The following is a 25,024-nucleotide window of genomic DNA, read 5'->3' as shown; positions in this document are numbered from 1 at the left end:
CAATCACCGAACCATGTGGCCGTTCCTCCACATCATGGCGCCACTATACGACGCCGGCCTGACGCGTGATTGATGCAATCAACAGTTGGAATCGCTTCCGGACTTATCCTGTCCTCATCGAACCCGGCCTCACGGAGTCTGGGGGGTGGGGGCCGGGGTGACCGGCTGCACCGTCAGGCGCACGCTGACGTTCTCCAGCGCCTGTGCGCCGTCGGGCAGCTCCAGCTGCACGGGGGCCGTGTAGGTGCCCGCGCGGTAGGTCACGGTGCCGCTGATCTCGCGCAGACGGGCCAGCAGATCCGGCGCGGCGACCACCCGCACGGTGCTGGGCTGCACGCTGCGCGACGTGACCCGCAGGCCTGCCGGAGGATCGTTCAGGGTCACGCGCAGGGCCTTGACCGGCAGCTCGCCGGAATCCAGGCGGCGCACCGTCACCGTGGACGGATTGAGCTGAACGCCCTGGACCGGCTGGCCGGCGTCGTCCAGGGCAATCAGCGGCGCTTCCTGTTCAGAAGCGGCCCGCATCAACACCGGACTGGTCACCACCTGCTGCACCGCCGAGACCACCCGGCCCGGCCCGGTCACGGTCGCCTCGCTCGGCGAGACGCTGTAGCGCGGCAGGCTGGTGTCCGGCGGCGTGGACACGCTGAGCGTGACCGGCAGCGTGCGGACCAGTTGGGTGTCCACGAAGCCCTGCACCGTGTCGGGGGACTTGCGGCTGACCGCGGTGCCGTTCGGCGCAGCCACCGCCACAGGGCGGGTAAAGCTGCCCTCGGGCACGCCGGTCACGTCGACAATGGCCTCGATGTTCTCGGCGCGCAGCTCACGCAGCCGCTCGGGCCGTCCCGCCAGGGTGATGCGCACGGTTGCCGGGTTCAGGTCGCTGGTGGCGCGGGTGCCCTCCCCCCGGCCGCCGGTGGTGTCGCGCACGGTGACCGGCACGTCGTAGCCCTGCTCCACGTTGGCGCGGCGGTCGGCGGTCGCCACGAACCACAGGGTCACGGCCACCACCGCCGACAGCAGTTTGGCTCCCAGGTTGTGGGTGCTGCGCCCCCAGACATACCGCGGCTCCAGCCAGCGCCGCGCGGAGGCCCAGCGGCCCGGCCCGGACGGGGAGGGCGTGCTCACAGCCGCTCCTCGTGGGATTTGCTGCCCAGGTCCACCGGCGTTTCGGTCCTGCGCGGCGACCGCTCTGTGCCGTCCCGGGCGGGCATCTGTGAGGAAAAGGGATGGTCGTAGACCAGCGTGCGCAGCTGCTCACGCAGTTCGGTGCCGTTCAGGTCCGGCCCCAGCTGACCGCCCAGCGCGATTCTCATGCTGCCACGCTCCTCGCTGACGACCAGCACCACCGCGTCGGTCAGCTCCGAGAGCCCGATGGCCGCGCGGTGGCGCGTGCCATAACGGCGGTAGGTGCCGTCGGCCGCCTGCAGCGGAAACAGGCACCCCGCCGCAATGACCCGCGAGCCCTGTAGGATCACGCCGCCGTCGTGCAGCGGCGCGTTGCGCGCGAACAGCGCCTCCAGAAACGGCACACTGACCACTGCGTCCAGATTCACGCCGGTCTCGGCATACTCGCCCAGCGGCGTGCGGCGCTCGATGGCAATCAGCGCGCCGGTCTTGCGCTCGGCGAGCCGCTCCATGGCGCGGGCCAGGTCCTGCAGGGCCGCCCCGCTGGCGCTGATGTCGCGTCCCCGTGGGCGGCCCACCCGCTCCAGCGCGGCGCGCAGCTCCGGCTGAAAGAGAACGAGCAGCGCAAAGATGCCCACCGTTCCGGCGCGGCCCAGCAGGTAACTCAGGGTGGTCAGGCCCAGCAGCTGCGCCGCCACCCAGACCCCCGCAAACACCAGGATGCCGCGCACCACGTTCACGGCCCGCGTGCCCGCCACCAGCAGGTAGCCCTGGTAGACCAGGAATCCGACCAGCACAATGTCCAGAACGTCCTGAACATTCACCTGGCCGAAGGGGGTGGGCATGAGGTTAAAAAACTCCTTGGGGAAACGGGGGGCTTTACAGAGTGCTGCGCCGCCTACTATACGGTGTCCTGCCGAGCGGGCGCAGGTCGCCTCGCTGCCGACAGCATCGCCGTTGCGGGCCGCCACGCTCGCCTCTTCATCCCTCGTTTATCTTCAACCGCTTTCAGGAGTCCACCATGAACATTCGTTTTCTGGGCCACAGCACGTTCCTGTTTCAGCACGGCGAGCAGCGCCTCCTGATTGATCCCTTCATCACCGGCAACCCCAGCTCGCCCATCACGCTGGAAGAAGCGCTGGAATGGGGGGTAGACGCCGTGCTGATCAGCCATGCCCACGGCGACCACTGGGGTGATGCCCTGGCCTTCGGCAAGGCCGGCGTGCCCCTGATCGCCACCGCCGAGATCGCCGGGTATGCCCAGAAACACGGCGCCGCAGGTGCCATTGGCATGAACATCGGCGGCACCTACCGCGCCGCATGGGGCAGCGTCACCCTGACTCCGGCGTGGCACAGCAGCTCCTTTCCCGACGGCACCTACGGCGGCATGCCCACCGGCCTGATCGTGGAACTGGGGGGCCAGCGCGTCTATTTCGCCGGCGACACCTGCCTGTTCTCCGACATGCGCCTGATCGGCGACCACGGCCTCGACGCCGCGCTGCTGCCCATCGGCGACCACTACACCATGGGGCCCCAGGAGGCCGCGCGCACGCTGGAACTGCTGCGCCCCCGGGTGGCCATTCCCATGCACTACGGCACCTTTCCCCCGCTCACCGGCGACCCGCAGGAGTTCAAGCGGGCGGCGCAGGGCGTGGAGGTCCGCATTCTGGAACCCGGCGAGACCACCGAACTTTAAACCCAGGATTTAAGCCCGGCAGCGGTGCGGGCCGGCCCCAGGCACAGTGATATGCAGTGAAGCCGGCCCGCACCCTGGGGTGAGGTCGCTGTTGGGCGCCTCAGCGCTCGCCCACGATCAGCTTGGGCTGCGGCTCCTGGCTGTCCGGCTTGCGGGTCTGGTTGGGCGTGGGGTCCGGAAACTGCGGATTGGCCTTGCGCCCTGGATCGAGCGGGCGGGTGCGGGAGTCGACCATCACGTCCAGGGCTCCGGGGTCGCGCAGCTTGAGGCGGGTGGTCCGGGCGGGCAGCCCCATGGCGATGCCGTGCGGCTCGATGTCGCCGCGCAGCAGCGCGTGGGTCGCCAGCATGGCGTCGTCGCTGACCACGCTGCCCGCGAGCACCGTGCTGTGGTAGGTGATGCGCGCGCCGCGCCCGATCACGGTCCGGCGCAGGGTCACGTCCGGACCGTCAAGCACGCTGTGGGTGTGGCTGTAGATGTTGACGTAATCGCTGATGCTGGCTCCGTCGTGCAGCTCGATGCCGCCCGTGTCGTCGAGCAGCACGTGGCGGTGGACCACCACGTCATCCCCGACTTCCATGTTGTAGCCCACGCTGAATTCCACATTCTGCCAGCACTTGAAGTTGCGCCCCACCCGTTTGAAGATGTGGCCGGCCAGCACGCGGCGCAGCGGAATGCCGGTTACCGGGTTCTGGCCCAGCGGGGTCAGGTCGGCCATCTTCCACAGCCACAGCAGCGGCTTGACCCGCTGGAATTTCTCGGTGTCGGTCGTCAGGTAGTACTCGGCCTCAAAGGTCACGTTCCGCGCGTCGAGGTTCAGGGCGGCCAGGGGGGCGTCCGCCTGCAGCGCCTCGTAGGAGCGTCCATACATGGCCTGGGCCAGCACTCCACGCACCAGCACGTTGCGGTCGGTGGCCGGGTCGGCCAGCCGCGCCTCCAGATCCTGCACGAAGGCGCCGAACGACGCCTGCGCCGCGCTGTCAATATCCACCGGCTTGAGCCAAGTCACGTCCGACACTGTACCCGGATGCTGTGAAAAGTAAAGTGGCCTTGTGTGGAGAAGCTGGCCCCCTGTCCGGCGGCGCGCGGTCCCCCACATCTGGGGGGGAAGCTGGCCCCATTCGGGTAATGGTTTCGCCACAGGCGTCCGGGCACACTGGAACCATGAATCGTACGCAGTCCACTCAGGGAGTGACGATGGTCCTCGTCGTCCTGTTCATGCTGCTGCTGCTCTCGGGCCTGCTCGCCGCCTCGCTGCGCCTGGGACTGGGCAGCCGGCAGAACACCGCCGATCAGGCGGCGGCGCTGCGGGCGCAGTACGCCGCAGAATCGAGCATCAGCATGGTCCGCAGCCGCCTCCGGGACTTCCAGAACATCCTGACCACCAACGTGACCGACGCGAGTGGCAAGAGTGTTACCAACCTCCAGATGGCCTCCGGGACCGACCCACAAACCGTGGAGGACGACGCCAAGGCGTTTTGCGGGCAGGCGGGCGCGACCAATCCCTGGGTGTCCACCAGCGACTTCGCCACCCCCCGGGAAGCCGGAGACGCGGACGTCTTTCCGCTCGCCGTGCAGTGCGTGGCCACGGCCGCGCCCACCCCGGCCTCCTACGGCATCCTGGCCGACGGCGTCAAATCGGTGGCCTACAACCAGCTGCCTGCCTCCGAACGTCCGTCCAGCACCGCCAGCCGCACGGAACTGCTGAACTGGTGGGCGAACAGCCTCAACAATGTGACGGTGGGCAATGTCAAATACGACGTCCGGCCCATCCGCGTGGTGAAACTGACCGAGCGCCGCTACAGGTTCTACCTGGGAGCCACCAGCGCGTCCGTGAAGGGAGACGCGGGCGGCGGAACACGCTACCTGAAGGCGACCCGCACCACCGACGGCGACTGGTGGTTCGAGATCACGGTGCCCAATCCGTTCGAGAACGTGCTGTTCATCAACGAGTGGCCGGCTGCCGACGGTGGTTTTTACAACGACACCATTGACGGCGACTTCTTCACGAACCAGAAAATCCGTATGCTCTTTAACATCAACCGGGCCGCCTTCAAGGGCAAGGTCAAGAGTGTGGGCTGTACCAGCTTTCCAGCCTCGTCGGCTCCCGCGGGCACCGATTGCACCAAGGGCGACGGCGCGGGTTTCTACGGCGGCCTGAACACGCTGATCAAACCCGCGAGTGCCGGCGCCGGGGTCGACGCGATCAACGCCAGCCTCAAGGCCAAGATGATGGCTCAGGGCACGACCTTCGCCGATACCGGAACCAACGCCGTCACCTTCACCGACAGCTATGTTCCGCTGCTCCTGAACAGCGATAACCAGCAGACGGATGCGGTGACGAGCGGTCTGGTGCTGGATGGTAAGGAAAGCGGTGTGGAACTCGTGGCCGGAGACAGCGACGGCAATCCGCTCACCACCTACAACGCCGCCAAATCCGCGTGGACCGAACCAAACCCCACCTACCAGTACATCCGGATCAAGAAGCAGGAGGAGTCCGGGACGTACGACCAGTCAAAATGGCTGGAGATCGACAAGTCCACCTACGACACCTGGCCCGACGGTCACCGCACCACCACCATTTCTGGCGGCAAGACGTACTACTACATTCGCCCGAAAATCGTCAACGACTCCCGGGAATACCGCTTTGGCCCCGACAAGATTCTGTATGAAAAGAAAGGCAACGGCTGGGCATCGACCGGAATCACCTTTAACGGTGTGATCTACAGCGATTCGGACGCCAACGTGACCGGACCGCTCCGGACCAACACCAGCATGACGGCAGACGTCAGCAAGATGCCGCCCGCCCTGGCCTCGTTTGCCAAGATCAATGTGACGGCCAAACAGGGCATCACGCTGGACACCGACCTGACCATGTCCAACACCCCCTGCGCCAACAGCAACGCCCAGGCGGGCTGTCCCAAGACCGGCAACGCCGAACCGGTCAACGCCCTGGGCCTGTTCGCTCCCAACAACGACGTGGTGATGAGCAAGTTCACGCAGGCCGAGGCCACGTACCACGCCGCGATCATGGCGAGCCGGGGAGCCTTCAACGTTGAAAATTACAGCAGCCGCCGGATGCAGGGCTCGCGCCATGTCATCGGCAGCGTCGTGGAAAACCGCTACGGCCTGAACGGGGTCGCGGGGCTGAGCGGAACCACAGTCACCTTTACCAACGGCTACGGCGATGACTTCTCGTTCGACAACCGGCTGAAGAAGGACATCATTCCCTCTTCCCCCATCGTGATGGTCTGGCAGGGTGCAGACGCCAGCAACACCCAGAAGCGTCTGGCAAATCTGACCTGGAAACAGGCGACGGCGGGGCAGTACTGATGCGGGCCCAGGGTTTTACCCTCCTGGAAATTCTGGTGGTGCTGGCCATCATCGGTATTCTGATGGGCATTTTCAGCGTCAACCTGATCAAGAGCATCCGCACGGCAGAGTTGCGTGAAGCCGCCACCCAGGTCGCCACCGACCTCCGTTGGGCACGGTCGCAGGCGCAGCGGGGCAGTACGGATATTGTTCTGGTACTGCCCGGCAGTGCGGGCAACACCACCTACAAGGTCGATACGGTCACCAAGACCCTGCCGAACAACGTCAGGGTGATCTGCAAGACGACCTGTGGCAGCGGCACAACGACGAACGTCACGTATCAGGCTCCCTACGGTGAGCTGGGCGCAGGAGCGACGGGAAGCGTCTATACCCTCAGGAGTCCCGTGAGCGGAATCAATGATCTCGAGATCAGAATTGTCGGCGTGACGGGAAAGGTCATTCTGACGGCGGCGGGGTCGTAGATGACCCACCGCACAAGCACCCACGCCGGGGCCGCGCAGCAGGGCTTTACCCTGATCGAGGTTCTGGTCGCCATCGGCCTGCTGGGAATCCTGACCGCCGTTCTGACCGCCACCCTGACCGGGTCCCTGAATCTGAACCGGCAGGCACAGCGGCAGCTGGACACCACGACCGGCGTGCAGCAGGTTATGGAAAGCGTGCGGGGCGCCTGGACGGTCGCGAGCAACTACGACAAGGCCTGTGCCCCCAGCATGACCGTTCCAGCCGGATACACCGTGAAGTTCATCAACCTGAGTACGCGGGCAGAGCCGATCAAGCAGGATGGTACGGTGGCCAGCCCCGCGACCTCCGCTCCCGTGAATGACCTCAAGACGTCCACCTCGGCCACCTGCACGGCCTCCTCCAATGCCACCCTGACCAGTGGCGCCGTTCCGATCCTGCGCCGCGTCACCGTGCAGTCGGGCACCGGCACGGGAACCACGCAGGTCATCGGGGCCCAGGACGTGGCCCTGACCCTTGATGTGCTGAGGCCCCAATGAAACGCCTCACACAGGCGGGATTCACGCTGCTGGAAATGCTGGTCGCGATGGCCCTGATCGGCATCGTGCTGACGGCACTCGTGAGCTTCTTTACGCAGGGCAGCCAGGCCTCCGCCCAGTCCAGCAGCCGTGCGGAGCTGCAACAGGAACTGCTGAACGCTCAGCAGCTGATTTCCGGGAAGCTCAGGGAGGCGTGGTACGTGTATCCGCCGGGGCAGACGATCACCATGACGGGCACGTCGCTGACCCAGAAGCCGGCGGGGGGAAACAGCTGGCTGGTGGGCACCGATCCCATTCTGGCAATGGTCCTGCCGCCCGAACTGGCGGGGGGAGCGTACCGGTTCCTCGCGTACTACCCAGTCAAGCGCTCGGTGTGGGTCTCGGGCACCGGCACGGGAAGCTGGAGAAGCCCCGGCCTGGACGCCACCAACGGAGACACCTGGGTTCTTGCCGAGTACCGGGGGACCATTGCGGCTGGGTTGGGAGGAGGCCCCCCCGCCACCCCTCCCATCGTTCCCACCAGCAATACCCCCAACATCCTCTCCGACTACATTGCCCCCACCACGGCCACCACCGGCTTTACCACCACCTCCCCCACCGACAACACCTACACCATGTTCACCTACACCGCGGCCAACGGTCTGCCCGCCTCGGCCGTCAACCCGGTCAACAGCGTCACCCTCAACCTCGCCACCACCCGCAAGGTCGGCGGCACCACCCTGCGGCTGCCTGGCGCTGCCGGTACCTACACCATCTCGGTGTATCCCACCAACCTCGGCAAGATCTCGGCCAACTGAACATCTTCAAGAAGTCCTGAGCCTCCACGTGCCCGCCTGCGTGCAGGCCCTACACTGCCGTCATGTCCGTGTCCACGCTTGTGTCCAGCCGCGTTCAGGAGCTGCTGTCGCGTGAGCGGGCGCTGCTCGCCGATCTGCAGGCCTTTCTGGAAACCCAGGGAGCGCCGCCCGAGGCCGTGGAGCACGCCCGCACCGCGGCCCGCACCCTGGACGAGACCTTCTTGCTGGTGGTCGTCGGCGAATTCAATGCGGGAAAAAGCAGTTTCGTCAATGCCCTGCTGGGTGCCGCCGTGCTGCCCGAAGGAGTCACGCCCACCACCGACCGCATCTACGTGCTGGTTCACGGTGAGACGCCGGGCCAGATGGAACCGACGCGCGACCCCTTTGTCAGCCGCCTGACCTACCCGCTGCCCAGTCTGGAGGGGGTGGCGCTGGTGGACACGCCGGGAACCAACGCCATCATCCGCCAGCATCAGGCGCTGACCGAGGGCTTCTTGCCCCGCGCCGACCTGCTGCTGTTTCTGACCAGTGCCGACCGCCCCTTCACCGAGTCCGAGCGTCAGTTTCTGGCGCTGGCCGCCCGCTGGGGCCGCGCGGTGGTGATGGTGGTGAACAAGGCCGACCTGCTCGAGACCCCCGAGCAAAAAGAGCAGGTGCGCGAGTTCGTGGAAACCGGAGCGCGCGGCGTACTCGGCCTGACCCCGCCGGTCGTGCTGATCAGTGCGCGGAGCGAGCAGCGCGGAGGCGACCCCGGCTTCTCGGCGCTGCGGGAAGTGCTGAAGTCTCGCCTGTCGGAAACAGAACGTGCCCGGCTGAAGCTGCAAAGTCCGCTGGGCACGGCGACCGAATTGCTGTCCGGCGAGGTGGCGCGGGCCGAGGCCGCCCGGCAGACGCTCGCCGAGGACCTGCGCATCCTGCGCGATCTGGAAGACCAGCGCGAACACCACCGCGTGACCATGCTGGGCGAACTGGACGGACAGCTCAACCGCGTCTCGCGCCTGCTGTCCGAGTTCGAGGTGCGGGCCGACCGCTTTATCGACGACAAACTGCGCTTCGGCAACCTGCGCGGGCTGCTGAACAGCCGCGAGATTGAAGAGCAGTTCCGGCAGGAGGCGGTCGCGGACCTGCCCGACGCCATTGACCGGCAGTTCGGCAGCATGATCGACCGTTTCGTGGAGGCCAACCTGCACTTCTGGGAAGACGTGCAGGCCTTTCTGATTCGCCGCCAGCCGAGCAGCGAGGTGGCCCGCACCCGCTTTTCCTACGACCGGGGCGCGCTGCTGCAGGGCATTGCCGGCAGCGCCCACGACCATCTGGAGAATGTCACCCAGAACGAGCTGGCCCGGCAACTGGGCCGCGACGCTCAGGAAGCCATGCAGGGCGCGGTGGGCGGTCTGGCGGGCGGCATCGGCATCGGCGCGGGCCTGGGCGCCCTGATCGGCGCCTCGGCGCTGGACTTTACCGGCGGCATCCTCGCGGGCCTCACGCTGGGCAGCCTGGGACTGTTCGTGCTGCCCAACCGGCGGCTGCAGGCCCACCGCAGCCTGCGCCACAAGGTCGAGAAGCTGCGGGAGGTGCTGGAGACCATCGTCCGGCGCGAATACGAGCGCGAGCAGGAACGCGCCGACGCCCGGCTGCGCGACGCGATCAGCCCCTATACCCGCTTTACCGAGCAGGAGCAGCGCCGACTGGACGCGGCCCGGACACGTGCGGGCGAACTGCAGGAACAGCTCGATACCCTGCGCGCCGGGGTCCGGGAGCTGGGAGCAGGGCAGCCTGCCCCGGCCCCCACCCCGGAAGGCTGACATCTCCCTGACCTGACCGCTCAGAATGAGGAGCAATGAGCCACGTCGTTGTCATCGAGGATGAGGAAACGGTGCGGGATGTGCTGCGCTTTCACCTGGAGCGGGCCGGTCTGCGCGTTACGGCGTTGCCCTCCACGGCGGGGGCCACCGAGGCCCTGAGCGGGGCCGACGCCCTGGTCCTGGACTGGATGATGCCCGGCGAGAGTGGCTTGAACTTTCTGAGGCGGCTGCGCGGCGACCCCGAACTGCGCCGCATGCCGGTGCTGATGCTCACGGCGCGCGCCGCCGAAACCGAGCGGGTCGAGGGCCTGGAAACCGGCGCGGACGACTACCTGACCAAACCCTTCGGCGCGGCGGAGCTGGTGGCGCGGGTGCGCGCCCTGCTGCGCCGCAGCCTGCCGGACACCCCCCAGTCCCTGAGCAACGGTCCCCTGAAGGTGGATCTGGCCGCTGCGGAGGCCCGCGTCTCGGGACAGCGCCTGAACCTGACCCGCCGGGAGTTCGACCTGCTGGCGTTCCTGACCCAGCATGTGGGCCGGGTCTACTCGCGCAGCGAACTGCTCGACCGGGTCTGGGGCGCGGACTTCCTGGGCGGAGAGCGCACGGTGGACCAGCACATCACGCAGCTGCGCGCCCACCTGGGCGACGATCCGGGGCGACCCGGCTTTCTGGAAACCGTGCGCGGCAAGGGCTACCGCATGCGTCCGTGGACGGAAACGGCGTGAATGGGCCGGACCGCGCGGCGCGGGCAGACGGGAGTCAGGTGGGCGCGACCACCCTGCCCGACCGCTGGATGGACCTGTTGCCCCAGGCCGTGCTGCTGTGCCAGAACGGCGTGGTCACGCGCGTGAACGCGGCGGCGGCGCGGCTGTGGGGGGTGCCGCAGGAACGCGCCGTGGGCCGCCCGGTGCTGGAGGTGGTAAGGCGCCACAGCCTGGAGGCGCTGATCGAGCGCGGCGGCGAGCTGGAACTGGAGGTCGGGGGACGCACCCTGCGCTGCGCGGCCATGCATGACGGGGCGGGCGGGAGCGCGGCGCTGGTGGTGGAGGACGTGACCGAGCACCGCCGCCGCGAGGCCGAGCTGCGCGAGGCGACCGCCGTGCTGTCGCATGAGTTCCGCACGCCGGTCGCGGCGCTGCGCGGCGTACTGGAGGCCCTGGAGTACGACATGCCGCGCGAGCTGTCGCAGAACTTCGTGCGCCAGGGACTGCAGGAAACCGGCCGTCTTGCCCGCCTCGTCGAGGACCTTGCCGTGGGGTTCCGGCCCACCCGCGCGCGCACCCTGCCCCTGGCCGAGGCCTTTGCGCGTGCCGGGCGTCTGCTGGACAGCGAACTGAACACGCGCGGAGCCGCGCTGAGTTTCGGGCCGGACCATCTGGTGCGCGCCGACCCCGACAAGCTGCTGCAGGTGCTGCTCAACCTGATCGAGAACGCCCTGAAATACGGCCCGCCGGGCGAGGCGGTCGAGGTGCAGACCGCTGCACGCGGCAGCTGGGTCGAGGTCAGTGTGCTCGACCACGGCCCACCCATTCCCGAGACCGACAGCCTGTTTCAGGCGCACACGCGCGGCGCGTCGGCGCCGGGCCAGGGCAGCGGCATGGGGCTGTACATCGTCCGCAGCATCGTCCACGGCTGGGGGGGACAGGCCTGGGCCACGCGGGTCGACGGGCGCAACGCCTTCTGCTTCACCCTGCCGGGCGTGGGGGGGCTCGGGTGAGGGGCAGCCGCGCCACACCACGGCCGCGGGGGCGCGGCGTCTGACTCCATTCCCCGCTTCACGCCGCGCCCCGTCACCGCCCCCACCCTCCGCCCGTTTCCCGATCCACCAGATGCTAGTTTGCCTCCAGGAGTCTGCATGCGTGAAGTTCTTGAAAATGATCTGAAAAGCGTCCTCAACGGCGCGCTGAACATGCTGGGCACAGTTGAACGGATGATGCCGGTGGCCGCCGAGGTGCTGCTGCACGAGGCGGTCGAGCGCCTGGAAGAGGTGCGTGCCCTGGACCGCGAGGTGGACGCTCAGGAAGCGCAGATTGAGGCCGAGTGCCTGCGAATCATCGCGCGGCACCAGCCGGTGGCCCGCGACCTGCGCATGGTGGCGCTGATTCTCAAGAGCCTCTCGGACATCGAGCGCATGGGCGACTACGTGGTGCACGTGGCCGAGGACGGAGCCGAGCTGGCCCAGGCCCCGGCCCTCAAGCGCTACGTCAACCTGTCGCGCATGCTCGAACGCCTGGGCGAGATGAGCCAGAACCTGCGCACGGCCATTGCCGACCGGGACGTGACCCGCGCCGAGAGCACCATCGAGATGGACGACGAGGTGGACGACCTGTACGAGCAGATTCAGCGCGAGCTGGTGACGTACATGCTGGAAGATCCCCGCAACATCTCCAAGGCGCTGATGCTGATGCGGGTGGGCCGCAGCCTGGAACGGGTCGGCGACCACATGGAAAACGTCGCCGAGCGCGTGCGCTACTGGGTCACGGGACAGCGCGAAGCGTAGGGGCTGGGCCACGGGCAGCGGCGCAGAGCGGCCACCCGCCCCGGATGACCCGGGCAGAGAACCGGCGCCGCCGGATCATGCAACCGGCCCCGCCCCCGTTCCGGCTGCAGGCGGCCACATGACCGCCGGCTGAAGGAAGGGTCTGTTCCTACTTGCCGAAGCGGCGGTCCCGGCCCTGAAAGTCCCGCAACGCCCGCAGAAAGTCCACCCGGCGAAAGCCCGGCCAGTACACGTCACAGAAGTAGTATTCGGAATACACGCTCTGCCACAGCATGAAGCCTGAGAGCCGGATCTCGCCGCTGGTGCGGATGATGAAATCCGGATCGGGCGTGTCGGCGGTGTACAGGTGCGCGCTGATGTCGTCCGGGGTCAGGGCAGCGGCGGCGGCTTCCAGCGTCATTCCGGCGTCGGCCTGGGACGCCAGATGCAGCTTGACCGCGTCCACGATCTCCTCGCGCCCGCCGTAACCCACCGCGATGTTCAGGCGCATGCCGTCGTAGTGCGCGGTCCTGGCCTCCAGTTCACGCAGGGCGTCGAGCACATGGGCAGGAAAGGCAGTGTGCTGCCCGATGGCCCGCACCCGCACCCGGTTGGCATGAATGCGGGGATCGGTCGAGAGGTTCAGCGCCTCGCGCTGCAGCAGGCCCAGAATGTGCGCGATCTCCTCGGGGTCACGGCTGGTGTTGTCGGTGGACAGCACCCAGATGGTCACGGCGGGAATGCCCAGTTCCAGGCACCACTGCAAGACCTCGTGCGCCTTGTCGGCCCCAAAGGAGTGACCGAGTTCGCGCTGCATGCCGCTCGCCCGCGCGTACCGGCGGTTGCCGTCCAGAATCAGTCCCAGGTGCCGGGGCAGCTTGCCGCCCTCCCCCACTTCACGCGCCAGACGCTGCTCGTAGCCCCACAGCAGCGCTCCACGCGCCGCACTCCGCGTTTTTTGCAGGGTACTCAGGGCGACGTTGACGGGCTTGGCCTTCATAGACGCGGTCAGTGTAGCGCGGCCACCCGGCCGGAGCGTCCCTCAAATGAATGAACGGCCTCAGGCACCGGCGAACAGACCGGCGTGCCGGACGTTCCAGAGCGCCAGCGCCTTGTGGTCCAGCCGGGAGAGGGCCGCCTCCGCCACCTCCAGACGCGGCAACGGCGCGTGCGCGGCGTACACGTGCAGCGTGATCTCCCGGTGGGTCATGCGGTGCGTGACCTGACCCAGCGGCTCGCCGGACTGGGCGCCCAGCCGCTCACACAGCGCCTGCAGGGCCTGCGCGAGCGACTCGCCGGGGGCGACCTCACGCATCGGCAGGCCCGACAGGCCACCCAGCAACCCGCCGCCGCGCCGCTCCAGCACTGCCTGCTGCGGATCACCGATCAGGACAGCCACCGCGGTGACCGCCCGTACCGCCGCACGCACTTTCGGAGCCGGGAAGGCCGTGGGGGTGCCGCCCGCCCACGCGGCGCAGTGGGCCACGAGCGGGCATTCGGGGCACCGCGGGTTCCTGGGCGTGCAGACGGTCGCGCCCAGATCCATCACCGCCTCGTTCCACGCGCCGGGCCGCGCCGGGTCCAGCAGGGCGTCGGCCCGCGCCTGCACCCAGGCGTCGGTGGGCCGGGCCTCGCCGTACAGCCGCGACAGCACCCGGCGCACGTTGCCGTCACTCACCGCGCGGCGCTCCCCGTACGCCAGGCTGGTCACGGCGGCGGCGGTGTACGGCCCAACGCCGGGCAGGGCCCGCCAGCCGTCATATCCGCTGGGCCAGCCCGAGGCCGCCACCTGCTGCGCGGCCCGGTGCAGCAGCCGGGCGCGGGCGTAGTAGCCGCAGCCCTCCCAGGCCTTGAGCACGTCCTCTACGGGTGCCCGGGCCAGCGCTTCCACCGTCGGAAACGCCTGCAGAAAACGGCCGTAGTACTGCAGCCCCCGGACCACCTGGGTCTGCTGCAGCAGAATCTCGGCCACCCACACGCGGTACGGCTCACGCTGGCCCTCCTTCCCGTGCCGCCATGGCAGGTCGCGCCCGGCAGCATCAAACCACGCCAGCAGCGCAGCCCTCAGGCCGGGCAGGGGGGCACAAACAGCACTCACCGCGCCAGTCTAGGGGCGCGGTGAGACACAGAAGGTGAGGGCTGGCGGGCAGCGATTAGACCAGCACTTTGTTAAACCAGCATTTTGTCGCGGGCGGGGACCCTGACGCGGCGGCCCACTCCCTCGGCATACTCGGCCAGATCGGCGAGCAGCTCGCCCATACCCACGCGCAGCAGGTACTGGCCGCCGGGCAGCGGCGTCAGGGCCAGGAACGGCGCGCGCGACAGCGTTTCCAGGATGCTGCTCAGCTCGGCGAGGTTCACGCCGCTGCCCAGGCGCTCGGCGAGGCGCGGCACGCTGATCACGGTGTGGGCCGGCTGCTGCGCCAGCGTGAGCAGCACGAAGCTGAAGGCCCCGCGCTGCGCGAGGTGTGCGCTCACCAGTTCCGCGACGCTCGCGGCGGAATCCAGGTCCACGTTGCCCGCTTTCCAGTACCCGCGCAGGTCCACCGCCGACAGCGGGGCCAGGTGGGCATGCTCGATCAGGGCGGCGAGCGCCTCGCGGGTCAGGCGCGACACGCCCTGGGGCCGCTCGGTCTCGGTGGTCAGCAGCACGCGGTAGTCGGCCGTTTCCTTCCAGTCCGGGCTGCGCCGGGCGTCGTCATCCAGCGCCACCAGCACCGAGTACCCGTGTGCGCCCAGCTCGGCGCTCAGGCGCACCACGCCGCCCAGCTGTTCCAGACGGTAGCCGGTCAGGCGGGCGAGTTCGGCCAGCTGTGCCCTGGCTTCCTGTGCCCCGTTCTCCTGGGCCGCTCCCTCCGGGATGGCGGCGGGGCGGGGAATGGGTACCGGAACGGCTTTTTCGGCAACCACCCGCGGCTGCTCGGGCGCACGGGGAACTTCCGTGGTCCGCGCGGACGCGGTGACCGGCATCGGCGCGGGCTGCGCGGGGGCAGGGCGCGGGCTGGCGGGCCGGTGCTCGGTGATCCGCGCTTCGGGCGATCCTGCCGCGGGGGTGACGGCCGGCGCACTCAGGCGCGGCCCGACCACTCGGTTCTCGGGCATACGGTTCTCGGCCACGGGCTGCTCGGAAACGTGGTGTTCGGCCCCCTGTGGCTCGGCCGGGGCCGTCTGCGGCTCGGCGGGCAGCTCACGCGTGCGGACCTCGCGCACGTGGGCGGTCGAGTTGACCACCACCCGCCGCGTTTCTGCGGCGCGGGCCTCCTCGCGGCGCGGCGCGGCGGGCGGGGCGTGCGGCTTGACGATGGCCTCCACCTGATAGCGCGCCGGGGCCAGATTGGTGATGATCAGCACGTCGTTGACGCCCAGATGCTGCGCGTGGTACATCCCGCCCAGTCCCCACACCCGCCGGCGCTCGGTATCGACCTGCACGGTGTGCTCTGCGCCCTTGTCGTCCACGAAGATCGCCGGACCACTTTGCGGGAAAGTGTCCTCCAGGTATTTGAGGAGACGCAGGCTGCCCTCTTGCAGGCAGGGACGGGTGATGATGTAACGCATTGATTTCACGCGGCAGACCTCCAACAAAGGGCGTTACGCCACCGGGCGGCGCAACGCGGACGGAATAAGTGAAGCTTAACGTAAACTAGCAGACCTCAGGCCGCAACAGCGGCCTTTCCAGGAGGGTCCCCCAAGGGGGGAAGGGCGGCCCGGCGTGATCCCCGGTCTCTCCGAGCCGCCCCCGTCCGGAATTCAGCGCCGCTGACCCGCTGCCGGGGCGGTCTGCCGTTTGCTGTTCTGGACCCAGCTGTAGGCCCGCACGGCGTCCACCACGAACCACACGGCCAGCACGCCCGCCAGCCCGGCCCACACCCAGCTGCCCGAGCGAAACGCAAAGAAGGCGCCGGCCCCGCAAAGGGCCCCCAGCAGCACGCTGAAGGCGAGGACGAGGTGGGGGGGCACGCGGCGGTTGCCAAACATAGTAAGAGGATAGAAGGGCCGCTCTTACCCGGCTCTGTCAGGGGGTGGCGCAGGCGAATTCCGCGTATCTGCCCATTGGCGGATTCCCAACCCTCCGTATCGCCTGGCGCATGCCAGACTTGATCCACATGCCGGATTTTGACGTGATCGTGATGGGGGCGGGCCACAACGCGCTGGTGACGGCGGCCTACGCAGCCAAGGCGGGCCTGAAGGTGGGCGTGTTCGAGCGCCGGCACATCGTGGGCGGGGCGGTCAGCACCGAGGAACTGGTTCCCGGCTACCGCTTCGACTACGGCGGCAGCGCCCACATCCTGATCCGCATGACCCCGGTGGTCCGCGAGCTGGAGCTGACCCGCCACGGCCTGCATTACCTGGAAGTCGATCCGATGTTCCACGCCTACGACGGCGAGACCCCGTGGTTCATCCACCGGGATGCGGGGCGCACGGCGCGGGAGCTCGAAGCCCTGTTCCCGGGCCAGGGTGAGGCGTACACCCGCTTTCTGAACGACTGGACGCCGTTTGCCCGCAGCGTGGCCGACCTGTTCAACTCCGCGCCCGGCCCGCTGGACATGGGCAAGATGGTGGTCAGCTCCGGCAAGGGCCGCGACTGGATGGAGCAACTGCCGCGCATCCTCAAGCCCTACGGCGAGGTGGCGAGGGAATACTTCACCGACGAGCGGGTGCGTGCGCCGTTGACGTGGATGGCGGCCCAGAGCGGGCCGCCGCCAACCGATCCCCTCAGCGCGCCGTTTTTGCTGTGGCATCCGCTGTACCACGAGGGCGGCGTGGCCCGGCCCAAGGGCGGCAGCGGCGGGCTGACCCAGGCCCTCAAGCGGGCGATTGAGGCCGACGGCGGCGAGGTCTTCGTCAATGCACCCGTCAAGGACATCATCGTCAGGGACGGCAAGGCGCAGGGCATCCGGCTGGAGAACGGCGAGACGTACACCGCCCGCGCCGTGGTGTCGGGAGCGCATGTGCTCACCACCGCCGGGGCGCTGCCGGACGAATACGTGCCCGCCTCGGCCAGAAGTGTGCGGGTGGGCAACGGCTTCGGCATGGTGCTGCGCCTCGCCCTGTCCGAGCAGGTCAAGTACCGCCACCACACCGAACCCGGCAGCCGCGTCGGCCTGGGCCTGCTGATTAAGAACGAGCAGCAACTCATGAAGGGCTACGGGCAGTATCTGGCCGGGGAACCGACAAGCGACCCGCCGCTGATCGCCATGAGCTTCAGTGCTGTGGACGACTCGCTGGCTCCTCCCGGCGGCGAGGCGCTGTGGCTGTGGGCGCAGTATTACCCGTATGAGCTGTCCTCTGGAAGCTGGGAAACCCGTACTGCCGAGGCCCGCGAGAACATCCTGAACGCCTTCGAGCACTACGCCCCCGGCACCCGCGACACCATTGTGGGCGAGCTGGTCCAGACGCCGCAGTGGCTGGAAACCAACCTGGGCCTGCACCGCGGCAACGTGATGCACCTGGAAATGAGCTTTGACCAGATGTTCTCCTTCCGCCCGTGGATGCGCGCCAGCCAGTACAAGTGGCCGGGCCTGAAGGGCATGTACCTGACCGGCGCCAGCACCCACCCCGGCGGCGGCATCATGGGTGCCAGTGGGCGCAACGCCGCGCGGGTGCTGGTCAAGGACCTGACCCGACGGGGCTGGAAGTGAGGCGCATGGGGGCGGGCGTGGCTGCGCGACCACAGACCGGAGCGAACCCACCCCCGCATTGTTTCGCGGCGGTACGTGAGCGGACCTTTCCCTCCCCGCACGCCGGGACCTGACCTTGACCCGCCCCTCCCCCACCCTGCTGCGCTCCGGGCTCGCCTTTGCCGCCCTGGGCGTGGCTTTTCTGGGCGCTCTGCTGGTGCTCGCCGGTCAGGCGGCAGGCTGGGCCCTGATTGCCCTCGGCCTGCCGCTCTCGGGGGTGCTGGCGCTGGCGGGGGACGCGCTGGGCGGCAGGTTTCAGGCGACGGTGCGGGCGCGCTGGCGGGCGTTGCTTGCCCAGACCCGTCCGTGGATGTGGATGGTGGCGCTGTACGCCGCGCTGCATATTCCCGTGCCGCTGTGGCCGGGGGGCTTCGGGGTGCTGGGGCTGGCGAGTACCGCGGCGCTGTTTGTGGGCGCACTGCTGTACGCCGCCGAGCGGGTGGGCTGGCGGCGGTCGGTGATGCTGGCGGCGCTGGCCTGTGGACTGGGACTGGCGGCCGAGGTGCTGGGCAGCCGCACGGGCTTTCCGTTCGGAGTGTATTCCTACGCCACCGCCCCCGACCCCCGCATTCTGGGCGTGCCGCTGATGGTCCCGCTGGGCTGGTTCGCGCTGACCCTCTCGGGCCTGCTGCTCGCGGGTGGGCGGGCGTGGCTGGCCGGGCTGCTGCTCGCGCTGTGGGACGTGGGGCTGGAACCGCTGATGACCGCGCAGCGGTACTGGCTGTGGAACGATCCCCATCCGTTGTGGGCCGGTGCGCCGCTTCAGAACTTCCTGGGCTGGTGGGCGGTGGGCAGCGGAATTGCCTGGATCATCACGCGCCTGGGCCCGGGCGTCCTGCGGGCACGGCAGGACGGTCCCCGGATCAATTTTGCCCTCGCCTACTCCATCGAGGCCTTCTTTCTTCCCGGCGGGCTGCTGCTGGTGGGCCACTACCTGGAGGCCGCCGTCACGCTGCTGGCCATGCTGCTGGGTCTGGGCCTGGCGCGGGTGGTCCGGGGCAGACATGCCTGAGCGTGCCCGCTGGGCCACCCCCCTCCTCAAGCACAGCATTCGCCGCAGCGTGCATACCGGGCTGGGCGGCGTATGGATACGCGGGCCGGTGCCTCCCGGCGGAGCCGTGCTCGCGCCCAACCACCATTCGTGGTGGGACGGCTACGCCCTGCGCGAGGTCGCGTGGTGGGCGGGTGCGGACTTCCGGGTGCTGATGACGGCGCGGCAGCTCACGCGCTTTCCCTTTCTGCGGCGCATGGGAGCGCTGGACGCCGGGCGGGTGCGGGAGGCTGTGCGGAGCGCGCGGGACGGCGCGTGGGTGACCGTCTTCCCCGAGGGAGCCGTGCAGCCGGCCGGTACCGTGGGCACGCTGCACCCCGGCGCGGCCTGGACCGCGCGGACGGCGAGCGTCCCCCTGATTCCGGTGGCCCTGCGCGTGGTGATGCGCGGCGGACAGTGGCCCGAGGCGTACCTGCGCTTCGGGACGCCGACCACCGACCTGAAAACGGCGCTGGTCCACGAATTGTCGCTGCTGGACGATGATCTGCGCGCCAGCGACCCCGAGCAGCCCCTGGCCGGCTACCTGTGCGTGGCGCGGGGGCGGGCCACGGGCACCGATGCGGTGAACTGGCCTGCCCGCCTGCTCACCTGGATCACGGGAGACCGGTGAAGCCCCCAGCACGGCTGTACCACACGCTGGCCTTCGGCTGGCTGGCCAGCAAGGCGGCGGTGCTGCTCATCAACGCGGTGCATTTTCCGCGCCTGCAGCCCCGGCCCCTGCCGGCCGACCGGCCACGGGTTTCGGTGCTGATTCCGGCCCGCGACGAGGCCCACAACCTGCCGCACACCCTGCCCGGCGTACTGGCCCAGGGCGCCTGCGAGGTGATCGTGCTCGACGACCACAGCCGGGACGACACCGCCCGGACCGCGTGCCGTTTGGGGGCGCGGGTGGTGCGCGGCGAGGCGCTGCCGCCCGGCTGGACCGGCAAACCGTGGGCGTGTCAGCAACTGCTGAAGGCGGCCTCGGGTGACGTGCTGATCTTCACCGACGCAGACGTCTCGTGGCACGCGGGGGCACTTGGAGCGGTCTTGCACGAACTGGAGCGCAGCGGGGCCGACCTGCTCAGCGTGCAGCCGCGTCAGACCAACCGCGCGCCCGGCGAACGGCTGCTGACCCCGCTGGTAGACGCCGCCGTGCTGTCGTACTTTCCGTATCCGGTGATCACGCTGCCACACCCCGCCGCCAGCGTGGCCAACGGGCAGGTGATGGCCTTTCGCCGGGAAGCGCTGGAGGCGGCCGGGGGCTACGCGCTGGTGGGGCAGGAGGTGCTGGAGGACACCCAGTTCGCCCGCCGACTCAAGGCGCGGGGAGGCCGGGTGGCGGCGGCGCTGGGGCGGGAGGCCATCAGTGTGCGGATGTACCGCTCGTACCCGGACTCGGTGCAGGGGTTCGCAAAGAACGTGCTGCCCATTCACCTGCACTCGCGGCCCCTGCTGCTGCTGAGCGCCGCCGCCCACCTCGCGGTCTACACCGCGCCGTGGCTGCTGCCGCTGCCGGGGGCGCGGGCGCTGCGCGTGGCGGGGGTCGTAGAGCGCGCGGCCGTCAACCTGCTTGCCGGCCGCCGCCGCCCCGCTGATCTGGCCGAGGGGCTGCTGGGACCGCTCACGCCGTTGCTGGCGCTGCCGGTGTACCTGCGGGCGCTGCGGCGACGGGTGAAGTGGAAGGGCCGGGAATACCGCCAGTGAGGGCCGGGGGGACCTCAGCCCTCCCAGCCCTGCTCCAGTTCCATGGCGGCCTTGCCCGCCTCCTCGGGGGAGCGGTCCTCGGCGATGTCGGTCAGGTCCATGGCACGCAGTTCGGGGGCGAGGTACGCGGTCATAGCGACCACCAGCAGGGTCACGATTCCCCCGGCCCACACGCTGCGGGCGGTGCCCAGCCACGCGGCGGTCACGCCGCTCTCGAAGGCGCCCAGCTCGTTGCTCGCGCCGATGAACATGCTGCTCACCGCGCCCACCCGCCCGCGCATGTGGTCAGGGGCCTTCAGGCGCAGCGTGGCCTTGCGGATCACCATGCTGATGCCGTCGAACAGGCCGGCGAAGACCAGCGCGCCCACACTGAGGTAAAAGTTGCGCGACAGCCCGAACACGAGCATGCACACGCCGAAGCCCGCCACGGCGAGCAGCAGCGTGCGCCCCGCGCCGCGTCCGGGCGGGCGGCGGGTGGCGTACAGCATCACGCCCAGCGCGCCGATGCTGGGGGCGGCCACCAGCACGCCCAGTCCCTGCGGCCCCACCTGCAGGATGTCCGAGGAGAACACCGGCAGCAGCGCCACTGCTCCGCCGAACAGCACGCTGAACAGGTCCAGCGCCATGCTGCCCACCAGCACCTGCCGCTGCACCACGAAGGCCAAGCCCTCCTTGACGCTCTGCCAGACCGGCTCGCCGGGGGTAAACGAGGGGCGCGGCTTGGCCTTTACATAGGCCAGGGCGACCAGCGCCAGCGCGTACAGCACGGCCGCGAACAGGTACGCGCCCCCTGCCCCCACCGCCGCGTACAGGCCCCCGCCCAGCGCTGGTCCAATGATCGCCGCCGCCTGCCACGCGCTCGACTGCCACGCCGAGGCCCGCAGCAGCAGGGCGCGCGGCACCACCTGCGCCTCGAAGGCGGGCAGCGCCGGGTCCGAGAAACCGCGCGCGGTCCCCAGCACAAAGATCAGTCCCAGAATGGGCAGGTATCCCAGCTCCGGAGCGTGCGGCGCGTACACGAAGAACAGCAGCGCGCACAGCGTTTCCAGCGCGGTCGTGATCAGCAGGATGCGGCGGCGGTCGTTGCGGTCGGCCACCACTCCGCCCAGCAGCGCCAGGCTCAGCGCCGGAATGGCCTCCACCAGCCCCAGAATGCCCAGCGTCAGCGGATTTTTGGTCAGCTGGTACAGCTGGTACGCCACCGTCAGCGCCACCGCCCGTCCCGCCAGGGTGCTGCACACGGTCGCCAGCAGCATGGCGCGGAACTCGGGCAACTGCAGGACGGCGCGGCTGGAGTCGGCAGGAGCGGCATCGGACACGCGCGGAGTGTAGTCCCCGGTTTCGCGGCGTGTCTGGGTGTTCCCGCAGCGTGAACAGATCGCCCCCCTTCATCCTTTCCTGAGGCACCATCAGCTCCTCGCGGCTCAGGGGCACGTGCGAGGCTGGAGCATGACGCACGCTCGGCTCAGGCACAGTCTGGTGTTTCTGCTGCTCACCGCAACGGCGGATGCGGTGGAATTCGCCGGCGAACTTCGGCGGCAGCCTGAGCGTGCTGCGGGGGCCACGGCTGAGCCGGGAGGAACTGCTGGCCCACAGCGTCAGCACCCCCAGATGCCCCTGGCGGGGCATCCCTCACCACCCGCCCGCACTATCTTTGGGACCATGACAGGCAGGCAGGGCGGTTGAGGCACGCCCCACAACACGTCGCCGTGATCGGCGCGGGCTTCGCGGGGCTGGCGGCGGCGCTGCGGCTGGCCCAGGCCGGGGCGCGGGTCACGGTGCTGGACGCGCTGGAGCGGCCCGGCGGCAAGGCGGCGCTGGGCTACGGCGACTTTTCCAGCGGACCCACGGTGGTCACCATGCCGCAGATCTTCGGCGCCCTGCACGCGCGGTTGGCCCTGCCCGCGCCCGTGCTGGAGGCCGCCCGCCCCACCACGACCTACCACGCCCACGCCCAAGACGGAGAGGGCCGCACCTTCGCTCCCGAGGCGCTGCACGTGGCGGGCAGCCTGGAACCGACGCTCGCGCAGCTCTCGAAGGCCGAGGGCCGCCGCTACGCTGCCCTGCTCGCTGCGTCGCGCCGCATGTATCTGGACGCCGCCCCCACCTTTCTGTTCGCGCCGCCGCCGGGCACTGCACGGCTTGCCCGCTACGCCCTGACCCGTGGGCAGCGGGCCGCGCCGGGACAGAGTCTGGCCCGCTACGTGCGCTCCGGGCCGTTCATGACACCGTTCTGGCTGCGCTTTGCAACCTACCTGGGCGCCGATCCGTACCGCGCGCCCGCCGTGCTGCACAACATCGCGTGGGTGGAACTGGGCCACGGCGTGTGGCACCTGCAGGGGGGGTTGCTCGCTCTGGCCGAGCGGCTGCACCATCAGGCGCTGGCGCTGGGCGTGCGCTTCGAATACGGCACGCGGGTGCGCCACCTGAGCGTGCACGGCAACCGGGTCCTGGGGGCCCACACCGACCGGGGGGCCTTTGCCGCCGACGCCTGGGTCAGCGCCGCCGACCGCGCCCTCACCCTGGGCTGGCTGGGCCTGAACGAGAAACCCACCCCGCGCGGGGTCAGCGGCTTCGCGCTGCAGCTGCGCCTCGCCGGGGACCGGGGCCGCGCCCACCACATCTTCTGGCCGCGCGTGTATGCCCAGGAATGGCGCGACATCCGTGCCGGACGCCTGCCGGGCGATCCCACCCTGTACCTGCACCTGGACGGCGAGCGCGCCTTTCTGCTCGTCAACGCGCCGCCCCGGCCAGAGGTCGAGGACCATCCGCGCGAGTACGGGGCCTTTCTGTTGCAACAGCTCCAAGAACGCCTGCCCGCCGAGTTGCGCCCGCTGGAGGTCACCGACTGGCTGCCGCTGGGTCCGGCCGACTACGCCCGCATCTCGCAGGACGGCGCCCTGTATGGCCGCGCCCCGCACGGCCTGAGCGGCAGCCTGCGCCCCGGCTGGACCCTGCCGCAGGCCCGCAATCTGGTGCAGGTGGGCGGCACGGTGCATCCGGGCGGCGGCGTGCCGCTGTCCATGCTCAGCGGCTGGAACGGTGCGGGCCGGCTGCTGGGCCTGCCCTACGACGCGCTGGGCGGGCTGGATGTGCCGGGGGTGGGCGAAACGTGGTGAGCCGGGGCACGCGCCCCAACCCGCGCCCGGCCTCCCTGTCTGCCTTGCCCGAACCCCCCACCCGCCCCGGCAACGGCCACCTGCAGGACTGGGCCCTGGCCCCACTGCCCCTGATCGAGAACGGCGCGCGGCGGGCGCGGGCGGCAGGCAGCGACGTGTTCCGGCTGCGGCTGGGCCTGCCGGCGGTGGTCGGCTTCAGTCCGGCGTGGAACCGGCGGCTGCTGGGCGATCTGAACACCTTCCGCAGCGCGGGCGGCTTCTCGGCGGTGGTGCCGTATCTCGCGGGAGGCGTGATTCTCACCGACGGACCGGCGCACCGGAGGCGGCGGCAGACCATCAATCCGGGATTTGGCCGGGCACATCTGGAGGCCCTGCGCGGGCGCACGCACGCGGCCCTGCCCGCCGCGCCGGACGGCGAGTTCGACGCCCTGTCCTGGGCCGACGGCGCGGTGCTGCGGCTATTGAACGCGGCGTACTTTGGCGGCGAATTCAACCCCCGGCTGCTGCACGCCTTTCTGGCCCCGCTGCGCCGGCCGTTTCCGGTGCCGGCGCTGCCCCGCCCGCTGCTGTTCCTGCAGGTAGACGCCGAACTGCGCCGGCTCGCCACCCGGCGGCTCACCGGGGGCGGAGACGACCTGCTCGCCGTTCTCGCACCGCTGCCCGGCGGGCTGGAGGAAACGCGGGTCAGTCTGGCCGCCGCGCACGACACGACCACGCACGCCCTGGCCTACGCGCTGTGGCATCTGGCCCGCCACCCCCAGTGGCACGCGCCGGAGCACCACGCGGCCGTGCTGAAAGAAACCCTGCGCCTGCACCCCCCCGGCTGGATGGGCAGCCGCCGCCTGAGCCGCGATCTGGAGTGGAACGGCGTGCGCCTGCCGCGCGGGGCCCTGGCGCTGTACGCCCCCTACCTGTCTGCCCGCGACCCGGAGCTGTGGGAGGGTCCCACCGCTTTCCGACCTGAACGCTGGGAACACAAACCCCCCGCGTGGGCCTACCTGCCCTTCGGCGGCGGCGAACGCCTGTGCCTGGGCATGCATCTGGCGCAGATGCTGATTCTGGACGTGCTCTCGGCGCTGCCCTCCCTGCGGGCCGTGCGCGGCGACGACACGCCGGTTCCCGGCATCACGCTGGGACCACGCGGACCGCTGGTGGTCAAATCTGTGTGACGCCCCCTGGCGGCCTGACAGATTTTATGAGATTGGACGGAAAACGAGTTGCCAGCCGACCTCAAGGGTGGTTTGAGGAGGGGCG

23 protein-coding genes are annotated in these 25,024 nt (G+C 69.6%); 15 read left to right on the top strand and 8 right to left on the bottom strand.

Translation table 11 applies throughout. The features are described 5' to 3' along the window. Positions 1-129: 129 nt before the first annotated feature. Together IEY21_RS13935 and cdaA are read right to left on the bottom strand one after the other, a co-directional pair. The gene (locus IEY21_RS13935) at positions 130-1,128 is read right to left on the bottom strand and encodes a CdaR family protein (RefSeq protein ID WP_188904953.1); all 999 of its coding nucleotides are present in this window, start codon (positions 1,126-1,128) and stop codon (positions 130-132) included. After that, positions 1,125-1,973: a diadenylate cyclase CdaA gene (gene cdaA / locus IEY21_RS13930; protein ID WP_229753112.1), complete on the bottom strand. Its 849-nt coding sequence runs from the start codon at positions 1,971-1,973 to the stop codon at positions 1,125-1,127. The genes IEY21_RS13935 and cdaA overlap by 4 nt, the downstream gene beginning before the upstream one ends. Before the next feature lie 176 nt (positions 1,974-2,149). Here cdaA and IEY21_RS13925 point away from each other — a divergent pair, with 176 nt between their 5' ends. Further along, positions 2,150-2,824, top strand: a complete 675-nt coding sequence (locus IEY21_RS13925) for a metal-dependent hydrolase (RefSeq protein WP_188904952.1) — start codon at positions 2,150-2,152, stop codon at positions 2,822-2,824. Between the two features lie 100 nt (positions 2,825-2,924). On the opposite strand, the gene IEY21_RS13920 is transcribed toward IEY21_RS13925, so the two are convergent. Next, a complete protein-coding gene (locus IEY21_RS13920) occupies positions 2,925-3,833 on the bottom strand; it encodes an acyltransferase (protein ID WP_188904951.1) in 909 nt (302 codons plus the stop codon). Positions 3,834-3,988: 155 nt separating this feature from the next. Between IEY21_RS13920 and IEY21_RS13915 the strand changes: the two genes are divergently transcribed. From IEY21_RS13915 to phoU, 8 genes are all read left to right on the top strand, one after another. Beyond that, positions 3,989-6,157, top strand: coding sequence for a hypothetical protein (locus IEY21_RS13915; RefSeq protein WP_188904950.1), 2,169 nt, complete (start codon positions 3,989-3,991; stop codon positions 6,155-6,157). Next, a complete protein-coding gene (locus tag IEY21_RS13910) occupies positions 6,157-6,618 on the top strand; it encodes a pilus assembly FimT family protein (RefSeq protein WP_188904949.1) in 462 nt (153 codons plus the stop codon). The genes IEY21_RS13915 and IEY21_RS13910 overlap by 1 nt, the downstream gene beginning before the upstream one ends. After that, positions 6,619-7,155, top strand: a complete 537-nt coding sequence (locus tag IEY21_RS13905; protein WP_188904948.1) for a prepilin-type N-terminal cleavage/methylation domain-containing protein — start codon at positions 6,619-6,621, stop codon at positions 7,153-7,155. Beyond that, complete coding sequence (locus IEY21_RS17040; RefSeq protein ID WP_188904947.1) at positions 7,152-7,952, top strand: PulJ/GspJ family protein; 801 nt, start codon at positions 7,152-7,154, stop codon at positions 7,950-7,952. Before IEY21_RS13905 ends, IEY21_RS17040 begins: the two co-directional genes overlap by 4 nt. Before the next feature lie 62 nt (positions 7,953-8,014). Beyond that, positions 8,015-9,757: a dynamin family protein gene (locus IEY21_RS13895; RefSeq protein WP_188904946.1), complete on the top strand. Its 1,743-nt coding sequence runs from the start codon at positions 8,015-8,017 to the stop codon at positions 9,755-9,757. A 35-nt stretch (positions 9,758-9,792) separates the two neighbouring features. Then, positions 9,793-10,482 carry a winged helix-turn-helix domain-containing protein gene (locus IEY21_RS13890; RefSeq protein WP_188904945.1) on the top strand — a complete coding sequence of 230 codons (690 nt, stop codon included), beginning with the start codon at positions 9,793-9,795 and terminating at the stop codon, positions 10,480-10,482. Between the two features lie 68 nt (positions 10,483-10,550). Next, complete coding sequence (locus tag IEY21_RS13885) at positions 10,551-11,474, top strand: PAS domain-containing sensor histidine kinase (RefSeq protein WP_188904966.1); 924 nt, start codon at positions 10,551-10,553, stop codon at positions 11,472-11,474. 138 nt (positions 11,475-11,612) lie between these two features. Beyond that, positions 11,613-12,257 carry a phosphate signaling complex protein PhoU gene (phoU, locus tag IEY21_RS13880; protein WP_188904944.1) on the top strand — a complete coding sequence of 215 codons (645 nt, stop codon included), beginning with the start codon at positions 11,613-11,615 and terminating at the stop codon, positions 12,255-12,257. A gap of 148 nt (positions 12,258-12,405) precedes the next feature. On the opposite strand, the gene IEY21_RS13875 is transcribed toward phoU, so the two are convergent. From IEY21_RS13875 to IEY21_RS13860, 4 genes are all read right to left on the bottom strand, one after another. Then, positions 12,406-13,236: an isoprenyl transferase gene (locus IEY21_RS13875; RefSeq protein WP_188904943.1), complete on the bottom strand. Its 831-nt coding sequence runs from the start codon at positions 13,234-13,236 to the stop codon at positions 12,406-12,408. A 60-nt stretch (positions 13,237-13,296) separates the two neighbouring features. Beyond that, positions 13,297-14,334: an A/G-specific adenine glycosylase gene (mutY, locus tag IEY21_RS13870; RefSeq protein WP_188904942.1), complete on the bottom strand. Its 1,038-nt coding sequence runs from the start codon at positions 14,332-14,334 to the stop codon at positions 13,297-13,299. A 71-nt stretch (positions 14,335-14,405) separates the two neighbouring features. Further along, positions 14,406-15,791, bottom strand: coding sequence for a hypothetical protein (locus IEY21_RS13865; protein WP_188904965.1), 1,386 nt, complete (start codon positions 15,789-15,791; stop codon positions 14,406-14,408). Between the two features lie 192 nt (positions 15,792-15,983). Further along, positions 15,984-16,211, bottom strand: a complete 228-nt coding sequence (locus tag IEY21_RS13860; protein WP_188904941.1) for a hypothetical protein — start codon at positions 16,209-16,211, stop codon at positions 15,984-15,986. Positions 16,212-16,339: 128 nt separating this feature from the next. Between IEY21_RS13860 and IEY21_RS13855 the strand changes: the two genes are divergently transcribed. The 4 genes from IEY21_RS13855 (at position 16,340) to IEY21_RS13840 (ending at position 20,651) form a co-directional block, all read left to right on the top strand. Continuing rightward, positions 16,340-17,875 (top strand): phytoene desaturase family protein, encoded by a 1,536-nt coding sequence (locus IEY21_RS13855; RefSeq protein ID WP_188904964.1) that lies wholly within the window; start codon positions 16,340-16,342, stop codon positions 17,873-17,875. 115 nt (positions 17,876-17,990) lie between these two features. Next, positions 17,991-18,926: a carotenoid biosynthesis protein gene (locus IEY21_RS13850; protein ID WP_188904940.1), complete on the top strand. Its 936-nt coding sequence runs from the start codon at positions 17,991-17,993 to the stop codon at positions 18,924-18,926. Beyond that, a complete protein-coding gene (locus tag IEY21_RS13845) occupies positions 18,919-19,575 on the top strand; it encodes a lysophospholipid acyltransferase family protein (protein ID WP_188904939.1) in 657 nt (218 codons plus the stop codon). The genes IEY21_RS13850 and IEY21_RS13845 overlap by 8 nt, the downstream gene beginning before the upstream one ends. Continuing rightward, complete coding sequence (locus IEY21_RS13840) at positions 19,572-20,651, top strand: glycosyltransferase family 2 protein (protein ID WP_188904938.1); 1,080 nt, start codon at positions 19,572-19,574, stop codon at positions 20,649-20,651. The genes IEY21_RS13845 and IEY21_RS13840 overlap by 4 nt, the downstream gene beginning before the upstream one ends. A gap of 14 nt (positions 20,652-20,665) precedes the next feature. Here the strand turns inward: IEY21_RS13840 and IEY21_RS13835 are convergent, their stop codons facing one another. Next, a complete protein-coding gene (locus IEY21_RS13835) occupies positions 20,666-21,970 on the bottom strand; it encodes an MFS transporter (protein WP_188904937.1) in 1,305 nt (434 codons plus the stop codon). A gap of 363 nt (positions 21,971-22,333) precedes the next feature. Between IEY21_RS13835 and IEY21_RS13830 the strand changes: the two genes are divergently transcribed. Both IEY21_RS13830 and IEY21_RS13825 read left to right on the top strand, forming a co-directional pair. Further along, positions 22,334-23,770, top strand: a complete 1,437-nt coding sequence (locus IEY21_RS13830; RefSeq protein ID WP_188904936.1) for a phytoene desaturase family protein — start codon at positions 22,334-22,336, stop codon at positions 23,768-23,770. Between the two features lie 44 nt (positions 23,771-23,814). After that, positions 23,815-24,939, top strand: coding sequence for a cytochrome P450 (locus IEY21_RS13825; protein ID WP_308424843.1), 1,125 nt, complete (start codon positions 23,815-23,817; stop codon positions 24,937-24,939). The last annotated feature ends 85 nt before the right edge of the window (positions 24,940-25,024 follow it).

This window comes from Deinococcus aerophilus, assembly GCF_014647075.1.
Classification (GTDB): domain Bacteria; phylum Deinococcota; class Deinococci; order Deinococcales; family Deinococcaceae; genus Deinococcus; species Deinococcus aerophilus.
This window is presented reverse-complemented; position numbering and strand designations above follow the sequence as displayed.

Coding starts and splice junctions, on each gene's coding strand:
- cdaA (WP_229753112.1), bottom strand. CDS start 1,973: ATGCCCACCCCCTTCGGCCAGGTGAATGTTCAGGACGTTCTGGACATT.
- IEY21_RS13925 (WP_188904952.1), top strand. CDS start 2,150: ATGAACATTCGTTTTCTGGGCCACAGCACGTTCCTGTTTCAGCACGGC.
- IEY21_RS13915 (WP_188904950.1), top strand. CDS start 3,989: ATGAATCGTACGCAGTCCACTCAGGGAGTGACGATGGTCCTCGTCGTC.
- IEY21_RS13910 (WP_188904949.1), top strand. CDS start 6,157: ATGCGGGCCCAGGGTTTTACCCTCCTGGAAATTCTGGTGGTGCTGGCC.
- IEY21_RS13905 (WP_188904948.1), top strand. CDS start 6,619: ATGACCCACCGCACAAGCACCCACGCCGGGGCCGCGCAGCAGGGCTTT.
- IEY21_RS17040 (WP_188904947.1), top strand. CDS start 7,152: ATGAAACGCCTCACACAGGCGGGATTCACGCTGCTGGAAATGCTGGTC.
- IEY21_RS13895 (WP_188904946.1), top strand. CDS start 8,015: ATGTCCGTGTCCACGCTTGTGTCCAGCCGCGTTCAGGAGCTGCTGTCG.
- IEY21_RS13890 (WP_188904945.1), top strand. CDS start 9,793: ATGAGCCACGTCGTTGTCATCGAGGATGAGGAAACGGTGCGGGATGTG.
- IEY21_RS13885 (WP_188904966.1), top strand. CDS start 10,551: ATGGACCTGTTGCCCCAGGCCGTGCTGCTGTGCCAGAACGGCGTGGTC.
- phoU (WP_188904944.1), top strand. CDS start 11,613: ATGCGTGAAGTTCTTGAAAATGATCTGAAAAGCGTCCTCAACGGCGCG.
- IEY21_RS13875 (WP_188904943.1), bottom strand. CDS start 13,236: ATGAAGGCCAAGCCCGTCAACGTCGCCCTGAGTACCCTGCAAAAAACG.
- IEY21_RS13865 (WP_188904965.1), bottom strand. CDS start 15,791: ATGCGTTACATCATCACCCGTCCCTGCCTGCAAGAGGGCAGCCTGCGT.
- IEY21_RS13860 (WP_188904941.1), bottom strand. CDS start 16,211: ATGTTTGGCAACCGCCGCGTGCCCCCCCACCTCGTCCTCGCCTTCAGC.
- IEY21_RS13855 (WP_188904964.1), top strand. CDS start 16,340: ATGCCGGATTTTGACGTGATCGTGATGGGGGCGGGCCACAACGCGCTG.
- IEY21_RS13845 (WP_188904939.1), top strand. CDS start 18,919: ATGCCTGAGCGTGCCCGCTGGGCCACCCCCCTCCTCAAGCACAGCATT.